The sequence below is a fragment of the Shimazuella sp. NTD247 genome (assembly GCF_059510415.1).
Map to the genome: position 1 here is coordinate 118327 of NZ_JCAJZU010000002.1, position 16058 is coordinate 134384.

Here is a 16058-nt window from a genome sequence, read left to right on the forward strand (position 1 = left end):
CTTTTCACTTATAAAATAATTAATTCTTTTGGTAAACTCGTCAATACTTCATACCCGTTTTCGGTAATTAGTATATCATCTTCGATCCGAACTCCAAATTGATTTTGAAGATAAATACCTGGTTCAATCGTAATCACCACACCAGGTAGAAGCAAATCTTCACTGGAAGCTCCTACACGAGGAAATTCGTGGACGTCCAATCCAAGACCATGACCTGTACTATGACCAAATTCCTTGCCATAACCAGCCTCAGTAATGATATCACGAGCGATTTCATCTACATGACTCGCTTTCATTCCTACAACTAGACCTTCAATTGCTTTCCTATTTGCCTTATGTACAATATCATAAATTTCTCTTTGTTCTGCAGAACAGGAACCAATAGCGATTGTTCGTGTAATATCGGACGCATATCCTTCATAGAAGCAACCAAAATCAAATGTTACTAATTCTCCTGTAGCAATTGGTTTATTTGATGCAACTCCATGTGGCAATGCAGAACGAGTTCCTGAAGCTACTATCATATCAAAAGATAGCCCACTTGCACCACGTTCTCTCATCAGCCATTCTAATCGCAGGGCAATCTGCTTTTCTGTCATACCCGGAGCTAATTCAGTAAGCAGTTGCCTAAAGGAGTCTTCCGCAATACGAATAGCTTCTTTCAAATAGGAAATCTCAGATTCTTCTTTTTGACTGCGAATCAACTCTAAAATATTTGCAGTGGGTTTTAAAACAATGGAATCATCCAGCAGAAATCGAAGTGTTTCATACTCTGCAAAAGTAAGATGTTCCGATTCAAAGTGCAGAGCGGATATCCCAAGACGATGACACACATCTGCCACTGTCTCAAATATTTGGCTGCTCGTTTGTACTTCCAAATCAAAGGTCGGGACCTGCTCTTTTGCTTGTACAACATATCGAAAATCAGTAATTAGTATTTTTTCTGTCTCTGTTACGATAATTACTCCTGATGATCCTGTAAATCCGCTAACATAGAGGCGATTAGGGCGGTACGAAATGAGAAGCGCTTCCATGCTTTGTTGTTTGAGTACATTTTGTAGTTTGGTTACTCGATTCGTCATATTTCTACTCCTTCGATCCACCCACGAACAGCTGCTAGTGCCAAATCATAACTTTTGGTACCAAAACCAACTATCTGACCTTTACATGCAGGCGCTATGACAGAAGTGTGTCGAAATGTTTCCCGTGTATGGATATTTGATATATGTACTTCTATTGCAGGAACGTCTACTGCTAATATAGCATCAAAAATAGCATAACTATAGTGGGTATATGCTCCAGGGTTAATGATGATAGCATCATACTTATTGTTGGCAGAATGAATATGATTAATCAATTCCCCTTCTATGTTAGATTGAAAAGCATCTACCTGACAACCCCATTTCTTCCCAGTTTTCAACAATCGTTTATTAATATCTTCTAACGTTTCTGATCCATAGTGAGCTGGTTCCCGTTTTCCTAGTGTATTTAAATTCGGCCCATGTAATACTAAGACGCGAGACATATAACCTTCCTCCTTTTCGTATTCTTCCATATCTTATCATATCAACTGTTTCGGGTTCTCATCTGGCGAAATGTGGTACAATAGGAGAAATGTAATGCATAAGGTGGTGCATCTATGGCTGAAAATATCGTTCCCTATGGCGGGCAAGCAGTCATCGAAGGCGTTATGTTCGGTGGTCGTAATACACAAGTAACGGCAGTCCGTAGAAAAAATGGACAAATCGAGACACTAGAGGTCGAAAAAAAACAAGTACGATGGATAAATCAGTTAAAACGTATTCCACTAATTCGTGGGATTGTATCCCTTATTGAAGCAAGTGCAACTGGTGCGAAACACCTTCAATATGCTACAGAGATGTATGAACAAGATGAAGAAGGAACAATAGAGAGGAAAGAAGAAAACCATAATAGTGGCAAATTACAAATGATCGTAAGCGTTGCCATTATTGGTGTCCTATCTTTTATTGTTGGAAAGGTTATCTTTACTGTCCTGCCCGCAGCTCTCGCAAGTTGGATCTTTGATCCATATGTAAAAAATATGATACTGCAAAATTTGATTGAAGGTGTTATCAAAACAACACTATTACTCGTTTATTTATGGGGTGTATCTCGTACCCCCATTATGAAAAGAGTTTTCCAATATCATGGGGCAGAACATAAAGTGATCAGTGCATATGAAAACAGAGAAGAACTTACGGTGAAAAACGTACAAAAATACTCCACGCTTCATTATCGCTGTGGTAGCAGCTTTATGATCTTTACGGTAATTGTTGGCGTTATTGTATATTCTTTCTTCACTTATGATTCCGTGTGGGACAGAGTGTTGACAAGAATTGTGCTTCTCCCACTAGTAATTGGACTTTCGTTTGAAGTCCTCAAAATCACAAATGCCGTTCGAGATATTCCTGTGTTGCAGTATTTGGGCTATCCGGGACTCTGGCTGCAAAAACTCACCACAAGAGAACCAGATGATGATCAAGTTGAAGTGGCTATCGCAGCTTTTGTTCGTATGAAAGAAAAAGATGAGGCATATGGCTTGAATAATCAAGTTGCCAACTCTACTGTCAAAAGTATACAAACCTAAACGAAGGGATGGAACATCCATGAATAAAAAAATCCCATCCAATATGGGTACATGGTTCATATTTTCGTTTATTGGTATCGCATTAATTGCTCAGCTCATTCAAAATCCGATTCCAACATTAGTCTTTATGGTTATTCTTGGAGCGGTTATCCTTTTATATAAGTTTCCACCACAATGGCTTATTTCCATGACTAGGCCAGGACGAACACCAAAAGTTGCTTCGAAGGGAAAAAAAAGAAAGAAATATCCATTCCGAGTCATTGATGGAAATAAGAAAAAAAGCAGCTAATATCAATCCCTGCAAATGATAAACATTTGCAGGGATTTTTGTTAACAAAATCACCACTATTTTCGCGTATAGGAAATTGACTTTACCGAATGTTTGTACTATATTTATATACGTACATATGATTCCATACAGCTAGGGGAGAAAAAATGGCAAAAATCACCGAGAAAGATACAAAAGCAACTATTTTAGGTGCCTTGCGTCAAGCAGAGAAAAAAATCACTGATTTAGAAAAAGGTAAATTAAAAGCAGAACAAGAGACAACGCAAAAAAAGGCAACCGAAACCATAAAAAAAGCTGATTCCATGGTTGAAGTTAGCATGGAAGATAAAATAAAAGATCTTACCAAATCAATCAATCAAGTCTTAGGTACAATCGGAGAAGATATTGCAGCGGAATCCAAAAATCTTCAAACGATCAAAGATGCAATCGCTCTCAAAGAAACAGAACTAAAAGACTTATTTGGAATCGAACAACAAGCCAATACACTTGCCGCACTAGTGGATGCACATCAAGAATTAAAATTAGCGCAAGAAAAAGAATTGATTGATGCCAAAGAAACCGCTGAAAATAAGCTAGCTGAAATAGAAAATCTCATTAAAATAAAAACAGAAGAACATCAACAATTGTTAAAAGAACACGCCAAAGAAATAGCACAAAAACAAAAGCGAGAAAATGAAGAGTTCTCTTATGACTTTGCAAGACGCCAAAAAATTGAAAACGACAAACTAATCGATGAACTGACAGTAAAAAGAAAAGAATTCCAACAAGAATTAGAAAATAAAAATGGTGAGCTTGCTGAATATAAAAAAGCATTGGATGAACGCCAAACAGAAATAGAAAAACGTGAACAAAAAGTTGAAAAATTGGAAGCAGAAGTCGAAGCGTTTCCAGCTAAGCTTCAAGAAGTGAAAACGGAAGCTGATGCCAAAGCAAGCGCTGAAATCAAAAGGGTGCTCGCTATTCGTGAAGCTGCGATGAAAAAAGAAGTCGAAGCAGACAAACGTATTTTAGAAGCAGAACGTGATAATTTAAGGACACAACTTGAAACATCATTAAACGCAAATAATACATTACAAAGCAAACTAGATGAAGCATATAAACGTATACAAGAAATGGGTATTCAAATGGTCTCTAGCTCCAATGAATCAAAAGCTTTTGATAAATTCGCATCGCTTTTACCCGATAAAAATAACAACAAATAAGACCAACCATAATAAAAGTCTGTGTTCTAGGAATAGAACTCAGACTTTTCAACATTTAGCCAATAAAACGCCTTTTATTTGGATCTTTCTGTAATTCATTCGCCAAATCCACTCTGCTTCGCATTTCCAAATAACTCGAAAAAGTAAATTTTCTGAAAAATTTTTCAGCGGCATCCACACCGGATTGAAATAGCGCTTCTCTTTTTTTGTTGTCGATTGTAAAATCCGTGATTTTCACATTAAGCGAAGGAACTGTTATCGTTCTCACTTGGTCTTGTTCCCGAATACTACGATTATCATGTGCATCCATCATTGTTTCAAATAAAGCTTTAAACATAGATACAGGACTATCAATTTTATGGCCAGTAGGCGGATCGTCTGATGTCAGACGAAAACCAAATGTCGGCCATTCCGGATTGTCTGAGTCAAATAACCAAATCGGATAATTACTGAGAACCGCTCCATCTACTAAATAGCAATTTAGGTCAATGTCTTTGTTTAATAAACGAGCCGGCTCAAAGAAAAATGGAATGCTGCAACTCATCCTTACTGCTTTAGCTACAGGAAAACAAGCAGGATCATGACCATAAGCTGCAAGATCTTGTGGAAAAACCAGTAAATTTTCCAAAGTAATATCGGACACAATAATGTGTAATTTGGTTTCTTTTTTTTCTAAATCTTGAAAAGTATAAACACCTTTTTTTGCTAGTAAATTTTCCAACCATTTCTCCAAACGGTTGGTAGGATGTAGACCCTTTTTAAACCATAGACGGGCACTCGGACCTAAAAAAGGAATATAATCATACCAAGTAGGTGCCAAAAAATCAGCAAAATTTTTACTGATCATAATTTCATACATTTCTTGTCCAGTGTAACCCGCTGCAAGTAGCGCTGCTAAAATGGATCCAGCAGATGTTCCTGCTACACGTTTCCATTTATAACCTTTTTCCTCCGCCACACATAATGCACCTACAAGTCCAATCCCTTTTACTCCACCACCTTCAAAGACGGCATCAGCCCACATATTAAACACCTCCATACACTTATTCCCAATATATGTAGAAAAAAATCCCCTAGAATGGAAAATCTCTAAGGGATAATTTTCTCCTGGGATTTAAGGTCTTCTAAGTCCTCGTAATCCTCCGATTCGGTTGGGATTTGTAGTTGTTGTTTTACACTAGCATTATTTTCAATTAATTCTACTAAATTTTCGATGCATGTAATCGAATTCCAACTAAGGTGATGCTCAATTCCTTCTACATCTTCATATACAAATTCCTCCTTGACTCCTATCAACCGGAGGAATTGTTCCAATAATTCATGTCGGTGCACCAAACGCTTACCCATTTTTTTCCCTTTTGCAGTAAGCATCAAACCTCTATACTTCTCATAAACCAAATATTGATTTTGATCCAATTTTTGAACCATTTTGGTTACTGATGAGGGATGCACTTCCAACGCTTCTGCAATATCGGAAACACGGGCGTAACCCTTTTGATCTATTAATTTATATATATTTTCCAGATAATCTTCCATGCTTGGCGTTGGCATGTATGCAAAACCCCCTGAATATTTTTTAAGATAGCGTAAACTATTTTATCATAATTTATCAATGAATCGTAAGACGAAATAATTGAGAAATTGCAACACTTCCCTGAAAAGAGCAAAATGAGCTCATATCATTTTATTCTATTCCATCGATTACACAGCATGTGCAGCAAGTCGAATATAATCAACAAACACTGTGCCCTGTACTCCAGAAAAAGAAACACTAACTGACTTTGTTTGTGCAGGCGGGGGCGGGACAATTGTAAAGTAAGGTTTAAATACTAATTTCGATGCTGCTGGAACTAACACTTGCAAAGGTGTGGAACGAAGGATGTTTCCATTATTATCTCGGTAAACTACAGTTGCAAACAAACTAGCCTGTTTGCCATTTGGAGTCGCATTTAATAGACGAAAGTAAAAATAGTATGCACAACCCTGTTGTATTGGAAGAGGTTGTGTTTGTTTGAGGACACTACCAGCTTTCATCAAGACAGAAAAATCATTTTTGTATACAGGATTTTTTACTCTTCTTATACTTACCCCAGTCCATGGGGCAAGCCCTTGACGAAATCCGCCATTCTTTAAAATATTTGTATTCGTACAAGCCATTGGTCTCCCCTGCCCTTCATCTAATGTTTTAGACTATGCCAAAGCATTAGATGATGATTGGGAAGATACACAAATTAGCCTGTTTTTGAAACAGGCTAATCCGTGAGAAGATAAGGAGAAAAATCCAAAGCGTCACATGATACAAGTTTTAATGAAACACCATCAAACACGCCTTCGACAGCATCTGAGATAGCCTTACCATGCAAATGCCCATAGATACAATACTGCACATCATACTGCTTGATCATTTCCCAGAAAGCAGATGTTGCGGCATCTTTATTGACAGGTGGATAATGAAGCATTACAATGATTTCTTTTCCCGGATGTTCTTTGGCAGCAGAATCTAAAGCTAATTTTAGCCTTCCAACTTGGCGGTCATAAATTTTCCGATCATCTTCTTCTGAAAAATTGCGGTCAGTAGGGAGGTTCCATCCGCGTGTCGCACAAACTACCTTATTTTCAACAATTGTAAAATCTGCATCCAACCATTCCATACGAGGAGGGAGAATATTTCTAATTTTATTTTTACTGTGATAATAGTATTCATGATTTCCAGGTGATAATACTTTGTATCCAGGCAGTTGTGCTACCCAATTTAAATCGTGCAGTGCCTCTGCTGGTTTTAATGCCCAACTGATATCCCCTGGTATCAAAACAGTATCATTATCAGATACATACTGTCTCCAATTATCTCGAATTCGATTATAATGCTTATCCCAACCAAACAATTCCATAGGTTTGTTGATGTCTTTATCAGGATTGATGCGATCAATATTAATTGATTTATTAAAAGATAGGTGCAAATCACTTATCGCAAAAATTGCCACTCGTACAACCATTCCTTTCTACTTCTTTTCATTATAACAAGAATAGGAGCAAAAGAATGGAAGACGCCCTATCTTTTTTCATTCCATTCCTTTTTTCCATATTTATCCGTTACTAGCTGCTCTGCTAATTCCCATTCATAATGGGAAAGTGGTTGTTCTTCAAAAGAAATTTTCAGCCCCGTAACAAATCCCATATATACAGATTGTATTACTTCTTCAAGGCTTACCTTTCGTTTGCATAACTGAGATAGTGTTCCGATCTTTTGCTCAAAATGCTGTTTACTTTCTTCATTAGGAAAACGAAAAATATCATAAAAAGTTTCATAATCAAAGTCAAGTAAAATGCTGCCATGCTGCAAAAGTACACCATGTTTTCTCGTTTGTGCACTACCGATTGCTTTTTTTCCATCAATCAAAAATTCCCCTGAACCAGGCGCATCGAAACAGGCATCCGAGTGAATTTGTTTCCCCTCTTTGGGAGTATTTTTATCGATTTGCAATAACATTTGATTTACGCCCTGTTCTAAAGCAACATTTATTTTGCTATAAGTATTTTGTATAGAATTTGTAACGAGGGGATTAACTTCACTGACAACAACACTATAGGTTAATTCTTGATCATGAAAGACTGCTCTTCCACCAGTCATTCTTCGCACAAATCCTAGTTGATGAGTCTGTAATTTTTTATGATCAACTTGACGTTTTGCATGTTGAAAATATCCGATACTGAGCGTAGAAGGATTCCAGCCATAAAATCGCAAAGTCGGGGGAACACTACCTTCCCGATGTGCAATAAGAATGGCTTCATCAATTGCCATATTCCAATAGGCATCGCTTTTGTGATAAGGAATATATCGCCACTTCATAAAAAGCTCCTTGTTTGTAGAATACTTCGAGGTACAGATCTATTTTGATCTGTACCTCTCTTCATGACGGGTGATTTACTTCAGCAGTTTGATACATTGTCCGTTTCTGGCATCACTATACTGCTTGGCAAGCCGATTCAGTTCCTGAAATGAAACCTTCTTTTTGTCGAGGTCCTTATATTTATCGCTAAAACTCAAAAAACTACTTTTCAGATCATTACAAGCTTTGGAATGTGGCAGATCAGTCATCTCTACGATTAGACTAAATTTAGATACTCCACTCGTAATCTTCCAGATATACTCAGCGTATATCCGACCCGCATTATTCGGTTGAGCTTTCACCTTTTTCATTGTATCCGCTGCTTCTATTCTCAGCATTTTATCATTTAGCTCAGTAGCTAGTGCCTGATCCTGTTCCAACAATTTCATTACAGCATTTTCTGCACAAGAAGTTGAGCATACCTCTACAGGTTTACTAGCAGACGTAGTGCTACATGCTGTCACTAGAATCGTCCCGGCTGTGACAACATAAAGTTTGCTTTTCATAACTTCCCCACATGAAGAGTAGTTTCTTTCTCTGCTTATTCATTATAGCAAGCATATCATCAATTCACCAATCGCTTATAAGAATTTATTCTGTTCGAATCGTGGAAAATAAAGTGGGAATAACTAAAGAAAATAGTTCAAAGGAGCAAAACACATGAACGAATCCATACAAGAAGCATTAAACAAACAAGTAGCAAATTGGAGTGTATTGTATACCAAATTCCACAACTACCACTGGAATGTAACAGGTCATTCTTTCTTCGAACTACATACAAAATTTGAGGAACTGTACAAAGAAGCAGATGAAACATTGGATGAATTAGCGGAACGATTATTGGCTATTGGCGGGAAACCAGTAGCAACATTTCCTGAAATACTTGCAACCACGAGTCTCCAGGAAGCAACAGGTAAAGAATCCGCTGATCAAATGGTCCAACAACTCATCCATGATTTTCAGCAGTTGGAAGGCGAAATACGGGATGCGATTGAAACCTCAGATGAAGCCAAAGACCATTCAACTTCCGATATGCTTACTTCGATACTAACAAAAATAGAAAAACACACTTGGATGTTAGAAGCGTATTTAGGAGACTAAGTAAATTTACAGAAAGTATCCACTCTAGTAAGGTGGATACTTTTTTGTTATCGTAGGGAAGTGGATTTCACTAGAACGAATAATGCATGAAAAGAGATGATGTGCAGCCATGAACTATAACACAATAAGTGAAACACTATCCAATGATGCAAAAAGAACAAAACGGACATATGTGTTTATCTTTTTGTTGATCACGATGTTTATGATCTCGATCGAATCAACAATTGTAGCAACTGCTGTACCTGAAATTGTCGCAGAGTTAGGAAATTTTTCTGCATACAGCTGGGTATTTTCTGCATTTTTATTGATGCAGGCAGTAACGACACCTATATATGGAAAATTGTCCGATATTTTTGGCCGCAAACCTATTTTTTTAATAGGAACGATCATTTTTCTCATTGGCTCCTTTTTATGCGGAGTGGCAACATCAATGGGGCTGCTTATTTTTTATCGTTTTATTCAAGGCATAGGAGCTGGAGCTGTAATGCCGATCGCAACCACTTTAGTCGGTGATTTGTACACCTTGGAAGAACGGGGAAAAATTCAAGGTTACTTGTCGAGTGTTTGGGGAATTTCTTCGGTAGTCGGCCCTTTAGCAGGTGGATTAATTGTCCAATATGTCAATTGGGCTTGGGTTTTTTGGATCAATATTCCACTTGGGATAATTAGTCTGCTTGGAGTTCATCGATATTTACATGAACAAGTAGAGAAGAAAAAACCATCCATCGATTACTTGGGTGCTAGTCTATTTTCTATATCTATCTCTGCTCTTATGCTCATCTTGATCGAGGGCGGCTCGAACTGGGGCTGGATCTCGACTCCTACCATCAGCCTCTTTGTTTTGTTTATCGTAACAATGGCTATTTTCCTCTGGTGGGAACGTATTGCTGCTTCTCCAATGATTCCATTATCACTGTGGAAAAATAGATTAATCGCTGTATCCAATATTTCTACCCTTTTAGCAGGAGCGAGCATGATTGGACTTGCAAGTTTTGTTCCGACTTACGTGCAGGGAATTATGGGTTCATCAGCCCTTATTGCTGGTTTTGCACTTACCGCAATGTCAATTGGATGGCCGATCGCTTCAAGTCTTACAGCAAAACTCTTTCCGCGAATTGGATTTCGTTATACTGCTATTATAGGAGGAACTCTTCTAATTTTTGGCTCTATATTCTTTATTACATTAGATCCAGTCAAAGGGCCTATTTGGGCAGGATTAGGCTCTTTTGTTATTGGAGCAGGAATGGGGTTTGCTACCTCCACCTTTACCATATCGATTCAAAGCAGTGTGGGATGGGAATTACGAGGAGTAGCCACTGCCTCCAGTATGTTTATGCGCTCCATTGGTACAACTTTAGGTACTGCTATTTTAGGTGGTATTTTAAATCTGCGCTTAAAAACATATTTGGAACAGCATAATGGAAGTAAGTTAAATATATCTTCTGTGGATGCGGCGAATATTTTACTTGATCCAATAAAAAAGGCACAGTTATCGGATCAATCACTTCATTTGCTACAAAATGGGTTACAAATCGCACTTCACACCGTATTTTGGGGAGTTGGTATCTTTGCTGTCCTCACATTCATCTCTACCTTGTACCTTCCCATCGATACGATAAAAAACAATCAAAGATAAATTGATTTGTTAAAACGGCAAAAACCAAGAAGAGGAAGCAATCATGCTCTCTTCTTGGTTTTCATATATAATTAGAGCAAGGTGATAATAAGAAAGGAACAAAATGATGGAACTTAGACAATTAGAATATTTTTCCGCCGTTTGTAAAGAAATGCATTTCTCAAGAGCAGCAGAAAACCTCTGCACTACCCAATCAAATCTGAGTCAGCAAATAAAGTTTTTGGAGAACGAGCTCGGAATTCCTTTATTCGATCGTATTGGCAAGCGAATCGCCCTGACAGATGCTGGAAAAATCTTATTGGAACAATGTCATATCATATTCGAACGCATCGACTATATTAAAGGAGCAATAACAGATCTAAAGCAAATGGAAGGCGGGAAACTGGATATAGGAATACTTCCAGGTGACGGAGACTTGCTGTTCGATGCACTCTTAGTAAACTTCCATCACACCTATCCCAAACTCTCTATAAGTGTTACGGAAACCATGGATGTATATGAACAAATTGTCGAGGGCAAGCGAGATCTAGGAATTACCACAATTCCCTTGAATCCAGATGACCGTATCTCCATTATCCCCTTGTTCCATGAGGAATTTGTTTTAGCTATCCAATCCGATCACCCCATTGCAAAATCAAAAGCACTTCCCTTTGAACAATTACAACAGTTGAAGATGGTGATGTTTGATCCAGAACATCAAGTTACGAAACTCATCCATTCTTGCTGCCAAGAAAAAGGTATTACTATCAACAATCCGATAGTAACCTCTACGCTATCAACTCTTTTATCCCTAGTCGAACAAGGAGTAGGAGCCACTATACTTCCACGTCTGTTGGTAGATTATTTAGATCGCGATAGTATCTCAACGATAACATTAGTTAATCCTACCCCTAGTCAAGATATTTGCATCATACATCGAAAAGATAAATTTATGGGGCAGGCGGCGAAATTATTTATAAACGAATTAAAGACTTTTGTACAAAATGTAATGGAACACTCCAATCGGAAACTAGGTTAACCAAATATATTTTTTTATGAAACAAAAAAACTGCACCTCAATAAGAGATGCAGTTTTTACATTAGTTTCTTATCCATCTTAACTTTGGCTTTCGAGCCGCTAAAACCTCATCTAATCTTTTGATAAGAGTATGATGTGGAGCATCTTGCACAACTTCAGGTGTTTCCTCTGCTTCTTTTGCTATTTGAATCATCGTATCAATGAAATGATCAAGTGTTTCTTTACTTTCTGTCTCAGTCGGTTCAATCATTAAACATTCTTCCACAATCAAAGGAAAATATATAGTAGGTGGATGAACGCCAAAATCAAGCAATCGTTTGGCAATATCAAGGGTTCGAACACCGAACTTTTTCTGCCGATTTCCGGAAAGGACAAATTCATGTTTACAAGCTTGACCAAATGGAAGATCATAAAATTCTTCTAATCTGGCCTTCATGTAATTTGCGTTTAACACGGCATTTTCAGAAACTTGTCGAAGTCCAAGCGCTCCCATTGTTCGAATGTAGGCATAAGCTCTCACCAATATACCAAAATTACCAAAGTAACCTTTTACACGACCAATGGAATTTGGTAAATCATTTTCTAAATAAAAACTGCCATCATCTCTTCTGGCAATTAGAGGTTTTGGTAAAAAAGGAACTAATTCGTTTTTTACTCCTACTGGCCCTGCACCTGGACCTCCCCCACCATGCGGGGTAGTGAATGTTTTATGCAAATTGAGATGAACCACATCAAATCCCATATCCCCGGGTCTAGTTATTCCTAAAATGGCATTTGCGTTTGCACCATCATAGTACAAGAGCCCTCCAGCTTCATGAACAAGTCTTGCTATTTCCACGATTTCTTCTTCGAAAAGACCCAATGTATTTGGATTTGTTAACATTAATGCAGCTGTATTTTCGTTTAAAACTTGCTTTAAAGCATCGACATCTACTAGCCCTTTCGCATTGGAAGGTATGGTGATGGTTTCAAATCCTGCTACTGTAGCACTAGCTGGATTCGTCCCATGAGCAGAATCAGGAACTATTACTTTATTCCGCTGCTTATCTCCTCGACTTTGATGATAAGCTTTGATCATCATAAGCCCTGTCCATTCCCCTTGGGCACCTGCTGCAGATTGTAAAGTAACCCCATCCATACCAGTGATTTCTGCTAAATCTTGTTGGAGCTCAAACAACAATTGAAGAGCGCCTTGGACAGTTTCTTCCATTTGATAAGGATGAATTTTGGAAAATCCAGGTAATCTAGCTACATCTTCATGTACTTTTGGATTATATTTCATCGTGCAAGAGCCAAGTGGATAAAATCCGTTATCTACGCCATGATTTCGTCTTGATAGTTCAGTATAGTGACGCATAAGATCCAGTTCGGAGACTTCCGGCAAATCTGCTGCTTCTTCTCGAATCCATACTTCTGGGAGTTGTTCCGTTTCTGGTACATCCAATACAGGTAAGCTATGAGCAATGCGACCGGAACGACTTAATTCGAATATCAATGACTTATGTGCATTCATCTTATCAATTCCTCCAATGCTTGACATAGCGCCAATATATCATCTTTTGTTCTCTCTTCTGTCACAGCAATGAGCATATGATTTTGCAATTCAGCATACGCATGTCCTAAATCATATCCTCCAATTACACCGTAATTTAGCAGTTGTCGATTTATTTCTGTAATATCTTTTGGTAATTTAATAACAAATTCATTAAAGAAAGGGGTTGAAAAAACTGCTTTCACACCATTAATTTTGCTTAATTCATGTTTCGCATAATGCGCTTTATGAAAATTTTGTCTAGCAACTTCCTGCATTCCTTCTCTACCCATTGCACTGAGATATACCGATGCAGCCAGCGCATTTAATGCTTGATTGGAACAAATGTTAGAAGTAGCCTTATCACGGCGAATATGTTGTTCCCTTGCTTGTAGTGTTAATACAAATCCACGATTTCCTTCTTCATCAACCGTTTCACCAACAATTCGACCTGGAATACGTCGCATCAGTGCTTTGGTAGTGGCAAAATATCCACAATGAGGTCCTCCAAATGAAGCAGAAATACCAAGCGGCTGTGCATCTCCAACTACAATGTCCACACCAAAGTTTCCAGGAGGTTTTAACATTCCTAAGGAAAGGGGATTACTGCTGACGATAAACAAACCTTTGTGATGATGTACCAATTTTTCAATTGCAGTCAAATCTTCCAAATGACCGAAGAAGTTCGGTGTTTGAACAATTACCGCTGCTGTCTCTTCAGTAACGAGTTTTGCTAATGCTTCTAAATCTGTGATCCCATCAACTAAAGGTGCTTCTACTATTTCCAGTCCTAAACCATGTGAATTAGTAGTCAATATCTCCCTCGCTTCGGGATGAATAGCACGAGATACAATGACCTGTTTTCTTTTCGTCACACCATAAGCTAAATTTGCCGCTTCGGCTAGTGCAGTAGGGCCATCATACATGGAAGAATTCGCAACATCCATTCCAGTTAATTCAGCAATCATTGTCTGAAATTCAAATATTGCTTGCAGCTCTCCTTGACTAATTTCTGGTTGGTAGGGAGTATATGCAGTGTAAAATTCAGACCGAGAAATAACATGCCCGACAACAGATGGAATATGATGATCATACACACCTGCACCAAGAAAAGAAGCATAGTTGTCGGTAGAAGCATTTTTCGAAGCAAGTTGCCGCATATGTCGGACAAGGGTAGACTCTGCCATTGGTGCAGGTAAGTTCATGTCTCTTTGCAAACGAATTTCGGAAGGAATCTCGGCAAACAATGTTTCTACTGAATCCACACCAATTGTTTCAAGCATTTCCATGCGATCTTTTTCTGTCATAGGGAGATATCGTTGTTTCATCCTGTAATCCTCCTGTAAAAAGGTGTTGGAACAATTTTTGCTTTGACACGTTTTCCTCGAATTTCCACTTCTACCTTTTGATCAATTAGTGTATAAGCGGAAAGGACTAATGCTAACCCTATATTTCGTTTGCTCAATGGCGATTGAGTTCCAGAAGTAACTTCTCCAATCTTTTGATCGCCAATATAAACAGAATAATGGCTTCTGGGAATACCCCTGTCTATCATTTCAATTCCGACTTTTTTGCGATCAAGTCCCCTATCTTTTTGGACTGATAAAGCGTCTGAACCAATAAAAGATCCCTTATTTAATTTCACAGCAAATCCAAGTCCTGCTTCTAGCGGAGAAATACTTGCAGAAAGCTCTTGTCCATAAAGTGGAAGTCCTGCTTCCAGACGTAATGTATCTCTGCTCCCTAATCCACAAGGAATCAATTGATAATCATTACCTGCTTCTAGTAAACGATGCCATAAAAGCGGTGCTTCCTTTGCATTACAGTACAATTCAAATCCATTTTCTCCCGTATATCCAGACCGAGAAACCATACAGGGAATCCCTAGTATGTCTATATCCATTGCAAATTGGAAAGAAGATAAAATTGCTAAATCAAAAGTAGTACAACTCTGTAGTATCGCTTCAGCATATGGACCTTGTAAAGCCAATAATCCAGTTTCTTCTGAGCGGTTCGTTAATTCAACATCTTCCTCTTGGAGTTGCTCTTGTAACCAGTTCCAGTCTTTTTCGATATTCGATGCATTGACTACAAGTAAAAATCCATTTTCCTTTATTTGATAAACCAACAGGTCATCAATTGTTCCTCCATTGGGAAAACACATCAAAGAATACTGTGCTTGCCCTACAGTGAGTTTGGAAATGTCATTCGTTGTAACACGATTTACAAACGCTTTCGCATCTGCACCAGTCACTTCAATTTCTCCCATATGGGAAACATCAAATAATCCGGCCTTGTTTCGAACTGCATCATGTTCTTCTTTAATACTTGAAAATTGAACTGGCATTTCCCATCCGCCAAATGGAACCAATTTCGCTTCCTTCGGATAAACGGAAAACAGAGTTGTTCGCTTTAATGCTGTCATTGCATGCACCTCCAGATCTACTAAAATAAAAAGACAGAGATATCCCGATCCATGTCGGGATACCCTGTCCTTGTACCTGAGAGTTTCAGTCTATTTCTAGACTTGCCCCTTTGGTGGCTCAAAATATGATATGAGCACTCTCCAGAGCGACGTCCAACGAGTGTCCTTTTGCCTGAGAGATTCACCTTTTTAGGTTTGCTCCTTCGGCGCCAACTACCACCAGTTAGGTGTGTGGTCTCTCCTCTCGTCATCAACCGTCCAAATCTATGTAATTGTCACTTCCATTTTGCCATAAAATCCGATCATTTGCATGTATTATTTATTAGAAAGTACGGTTTTTGACTATTGTACGAAAACT

General features: G+C 38.3%; 17 protein-coding genes and 2 riboswitches. Of the genes, 6 read left to right on the forward strand and 11 right to left on the reverse strand.

The genetic code is table 11. From position 1 onward, the window contains the following. Positions 1–8: 8 nt before the first annotated feature. Both AC5WOC_RS04920 and aroQ read right to left on the reverse strand, forming a co-directional pair. Positions 9–1082, reverse strand: a complete 1074-nt coding sequence (locus AC5WOC_RS04920) for an aminopeptidase P family protein (RefSeq protein ID WP_496054284.1) — start codon at positions 1080–1082, stop codon at positions 9–11. Then, on the reverse strand, positions 1079–1525 hold the full coding sequence (gene aroQ / locus AC5WOC_RS04925) for a type II 3-dehydroquinate dehydratase (protein ID WP_496054285.1): 447 nt from the start codon (positions 1523–1525) through the stop codon (positions 1079–1081). Before aroQ ends, AC5WOC_RS04920 begins: the two co-directional genes overlap by 4 nt. Positions 1526–1639: 114 nt before the next feature. Between aroQ and AC5WOC_RS04930 the strand changes: the two genes are divergently transcribed. From AC5WOC_RS04930 to AC5WOC_RS04940, 3 genes are all read left to right on the forward strand, one after another. After that, entirely contained in the window at positions 1640–2608 is a 969-nt protein-coding gene (locus tag AC5WOC_RS04930; protein WP_496054286.1) for a DUF1385 domain-containing protein, read from the forward strand. 19 nt (positions 2609–2627) lie between these two features. Further along, a complete protein-coding gene (locus tag AC5WOC_RS04935; protein WP_496054287.1) occupies positions 2628–2897 on the forward strand; it encodes a hypothetical protein in 270 nt (89 codons plus the stop codon). A 146-nt stretch (positions 2898–3043) separates the two neighbouring features. Then, entirely contained in the window at positions 3044–4099 is a 1056-nt protein-coding gene (locus AC5WOC_RS04940) for a hypothetical protein (protein ID WP_496054288.1), read from the forward strand. 55 nt (positions 4100–4154) lie between these two features. On the opposite strand, the gene AC5WOC_RS04945 is transcribed toward AC5WOC_RS04940, so the two are convergent. From AC5WOC_RS04945 to AC5WOC_RS04970, 6 genes are all read right to left on the reverse strand, one after another. Then, positions 4155–5123: a patatin-like phospholipase family protein gene (locus tag AC5WOC_RS04945; protein ID WP_496054289.1), complete on the reverse strand. Its 969-nt coding sequence runs from the start codon at positions 5121–5123 to the stop codon at positions 4155–4157. 65 nt (positions 5124–5188) lie between these two features. Next, a complete protein-coding gene (gene mntR / locus AC5WOC_RS04950; RefSeq protein ID WP_496054290.1) occupies positions 5189–5650 on the reverse strand; it encodes a transcriptional regulator MntR in 462 nt (153 codons plus the stop codon). A gap of 150 nt (positions 5651–5800) precedes the next feature. Next, a complete protein-coding gene (locus tag AC5WOC_RS04955; RefSeq protein ID WP_496054291.1) occupies positions 5801–6256 on the reverse strand; it encodes a hypothetical protein in 456 nt (151 codons plus the stop codon). A 95-nt stretch (positions 6257–6351) separates the two neighbouring features. Continuing rightward, positions 6352–7095 (reverse strand): metallophosphoesterase, encoded by a 744-nt coding sequence (locus AC5WOC_RS04960; protein WP_496054292.1) that lies wholly within the window; start codon positions 7093–7095, stop codon positions 6352–6354. A 56-nt stretch (positions 7096–7151) separates the two neighbouring features. After that, the gene (locus AC5WOC_RS04965) at positions 7152–7949 is read right to left on the reverse strand and encodes a lipoate--protein ligase family protein (protein ID WP_496054293.1); all 798 of its coding nucleotides are present in this window, start codon (positions 7947–7949) and stop codon (positions 7152–7154) included. A gap of 75 nt (positions 7950–8024) precedes the next feature. After that, positions 8025–8495, reverse strand: a complete 471-nt coding sequence (locus tag AC5WOC_RS04970) for a hypothetical protein (RefSeq protein WP_496054294.1) — start codon at positions 8493–8495, stop codon at positions 8025–8027. 154 nt (positions 8496–8649) lie between these two features. Here AC5WOC_RS04970 and AC5WOC_RS04975 point away from each other — a divergent pair, with 154 nt between their 5' ends. The 3 genes from AC5WOC_RS04975 to AC5WOC_RS04985 all read left to right on the forward strand — a co-directional run bounded on the left by AC5WOC_RS04975 (position 8650) and on the right by AC5WOC_RS04985 (position 11744). Continuing rightward, positions 8650–9090, forward strand: coding sequence for a Dps family protein (locus AC5WOC_RS04975; protein WP_496054295.1), 441 nt, complete (start codon positions 8650–8652; stop codon positions 9088–9090). Positions 9091–9199: 109 nt separating this feature from the next. After that, entirely contained in the window at positions 9200–10726 is a 1527-nt protein-coding gene (locus AC5WOC_RS04980; protein ID WP_496054296.1) for an MDR family MFS transporter, read from the forward strand. Positions 10727–10832: 106 nt separating this feature from the next. Beyond that, positions 10833–11744 (forward strand): LysR family transcriptional regulator, encoded by a 912-nt coding sequence (locus AC5WOC_RS04985; RefSeq protein ID WP_496054947.1) that lies wholly within the window; start codon positions 10833–10835, stop codon positions 11742–11744. A 61-nt stretch (positions 11745–11805) separates the two neighbouring features. Here the strand turns inward: AC5WOC_RS04985 and gcvPB are convergent, their stop codons facing one another. Genes gcvPB through gcvT form a run of 3 tightly spaced genes read right to left on the reverse strand, consistent with a single transcriptional unit; the run spans position 11806 to position 15700 of the window. Further along, the gene (gene gcvPB / locus AC5WOC_RS04990; protein WP_496054297.1) at positions 11806–13257 is read right to left on the reverse strand and encodes an aminomethyl-transferring glycine dehydrogenase subunit GcvPB; all 1452 of its coding nucleotides are present in this window, start codon (positions 13255–13257) and stop codon (positions 11806–11808) included. Next, positions 13254–14603 carry an aminomethyl-transferring glycine dehydrogenase subunit GcvPA gene (gene gcvPA, locus AC5WOC_RS04995; RefSeq protein ID WP_496054298.1) on the reverse strand — a complete coding sequence of 450 codons (1350 nt, stop codon included), beginning with the start codon at positions 14601–14603 and terminating at the stop codon, positions 13254–13256. Before gcvPA ends, gcvPB begins: the two co-directional genes overlap by 4 nt. Beyond that, positions 14600–15700 (reverse strand): glycine cleavage system aminomethyltransferase GcvT, encoded by a 1101-nt coding sequence (gene gcvT, locus AC5WOC_RS05000; RefSeq protein ID WP_496054299.1) that lies wholly within the window; start codon positions 15698–15700, stop codon positions 14600–14602. The genes gcvPA and gcvT overlap by 4 nt, the downstream gene beginning before the upstream one ends. Before the next feature lie 62 nt (positions 15701–15762). Then, a riboswitch (glycine riboswitch) is annotated at positions 15763–15847 on the reverse strand. A 3-nt stretch (positions 15848–15850) separates the two neighbouring features. Then, positions 15851–15954, reverse strand: a riboswitch (glycine riboswitch). Between the last annotated feature and the right edge of the window lie 104 nt (positions 15955–16058).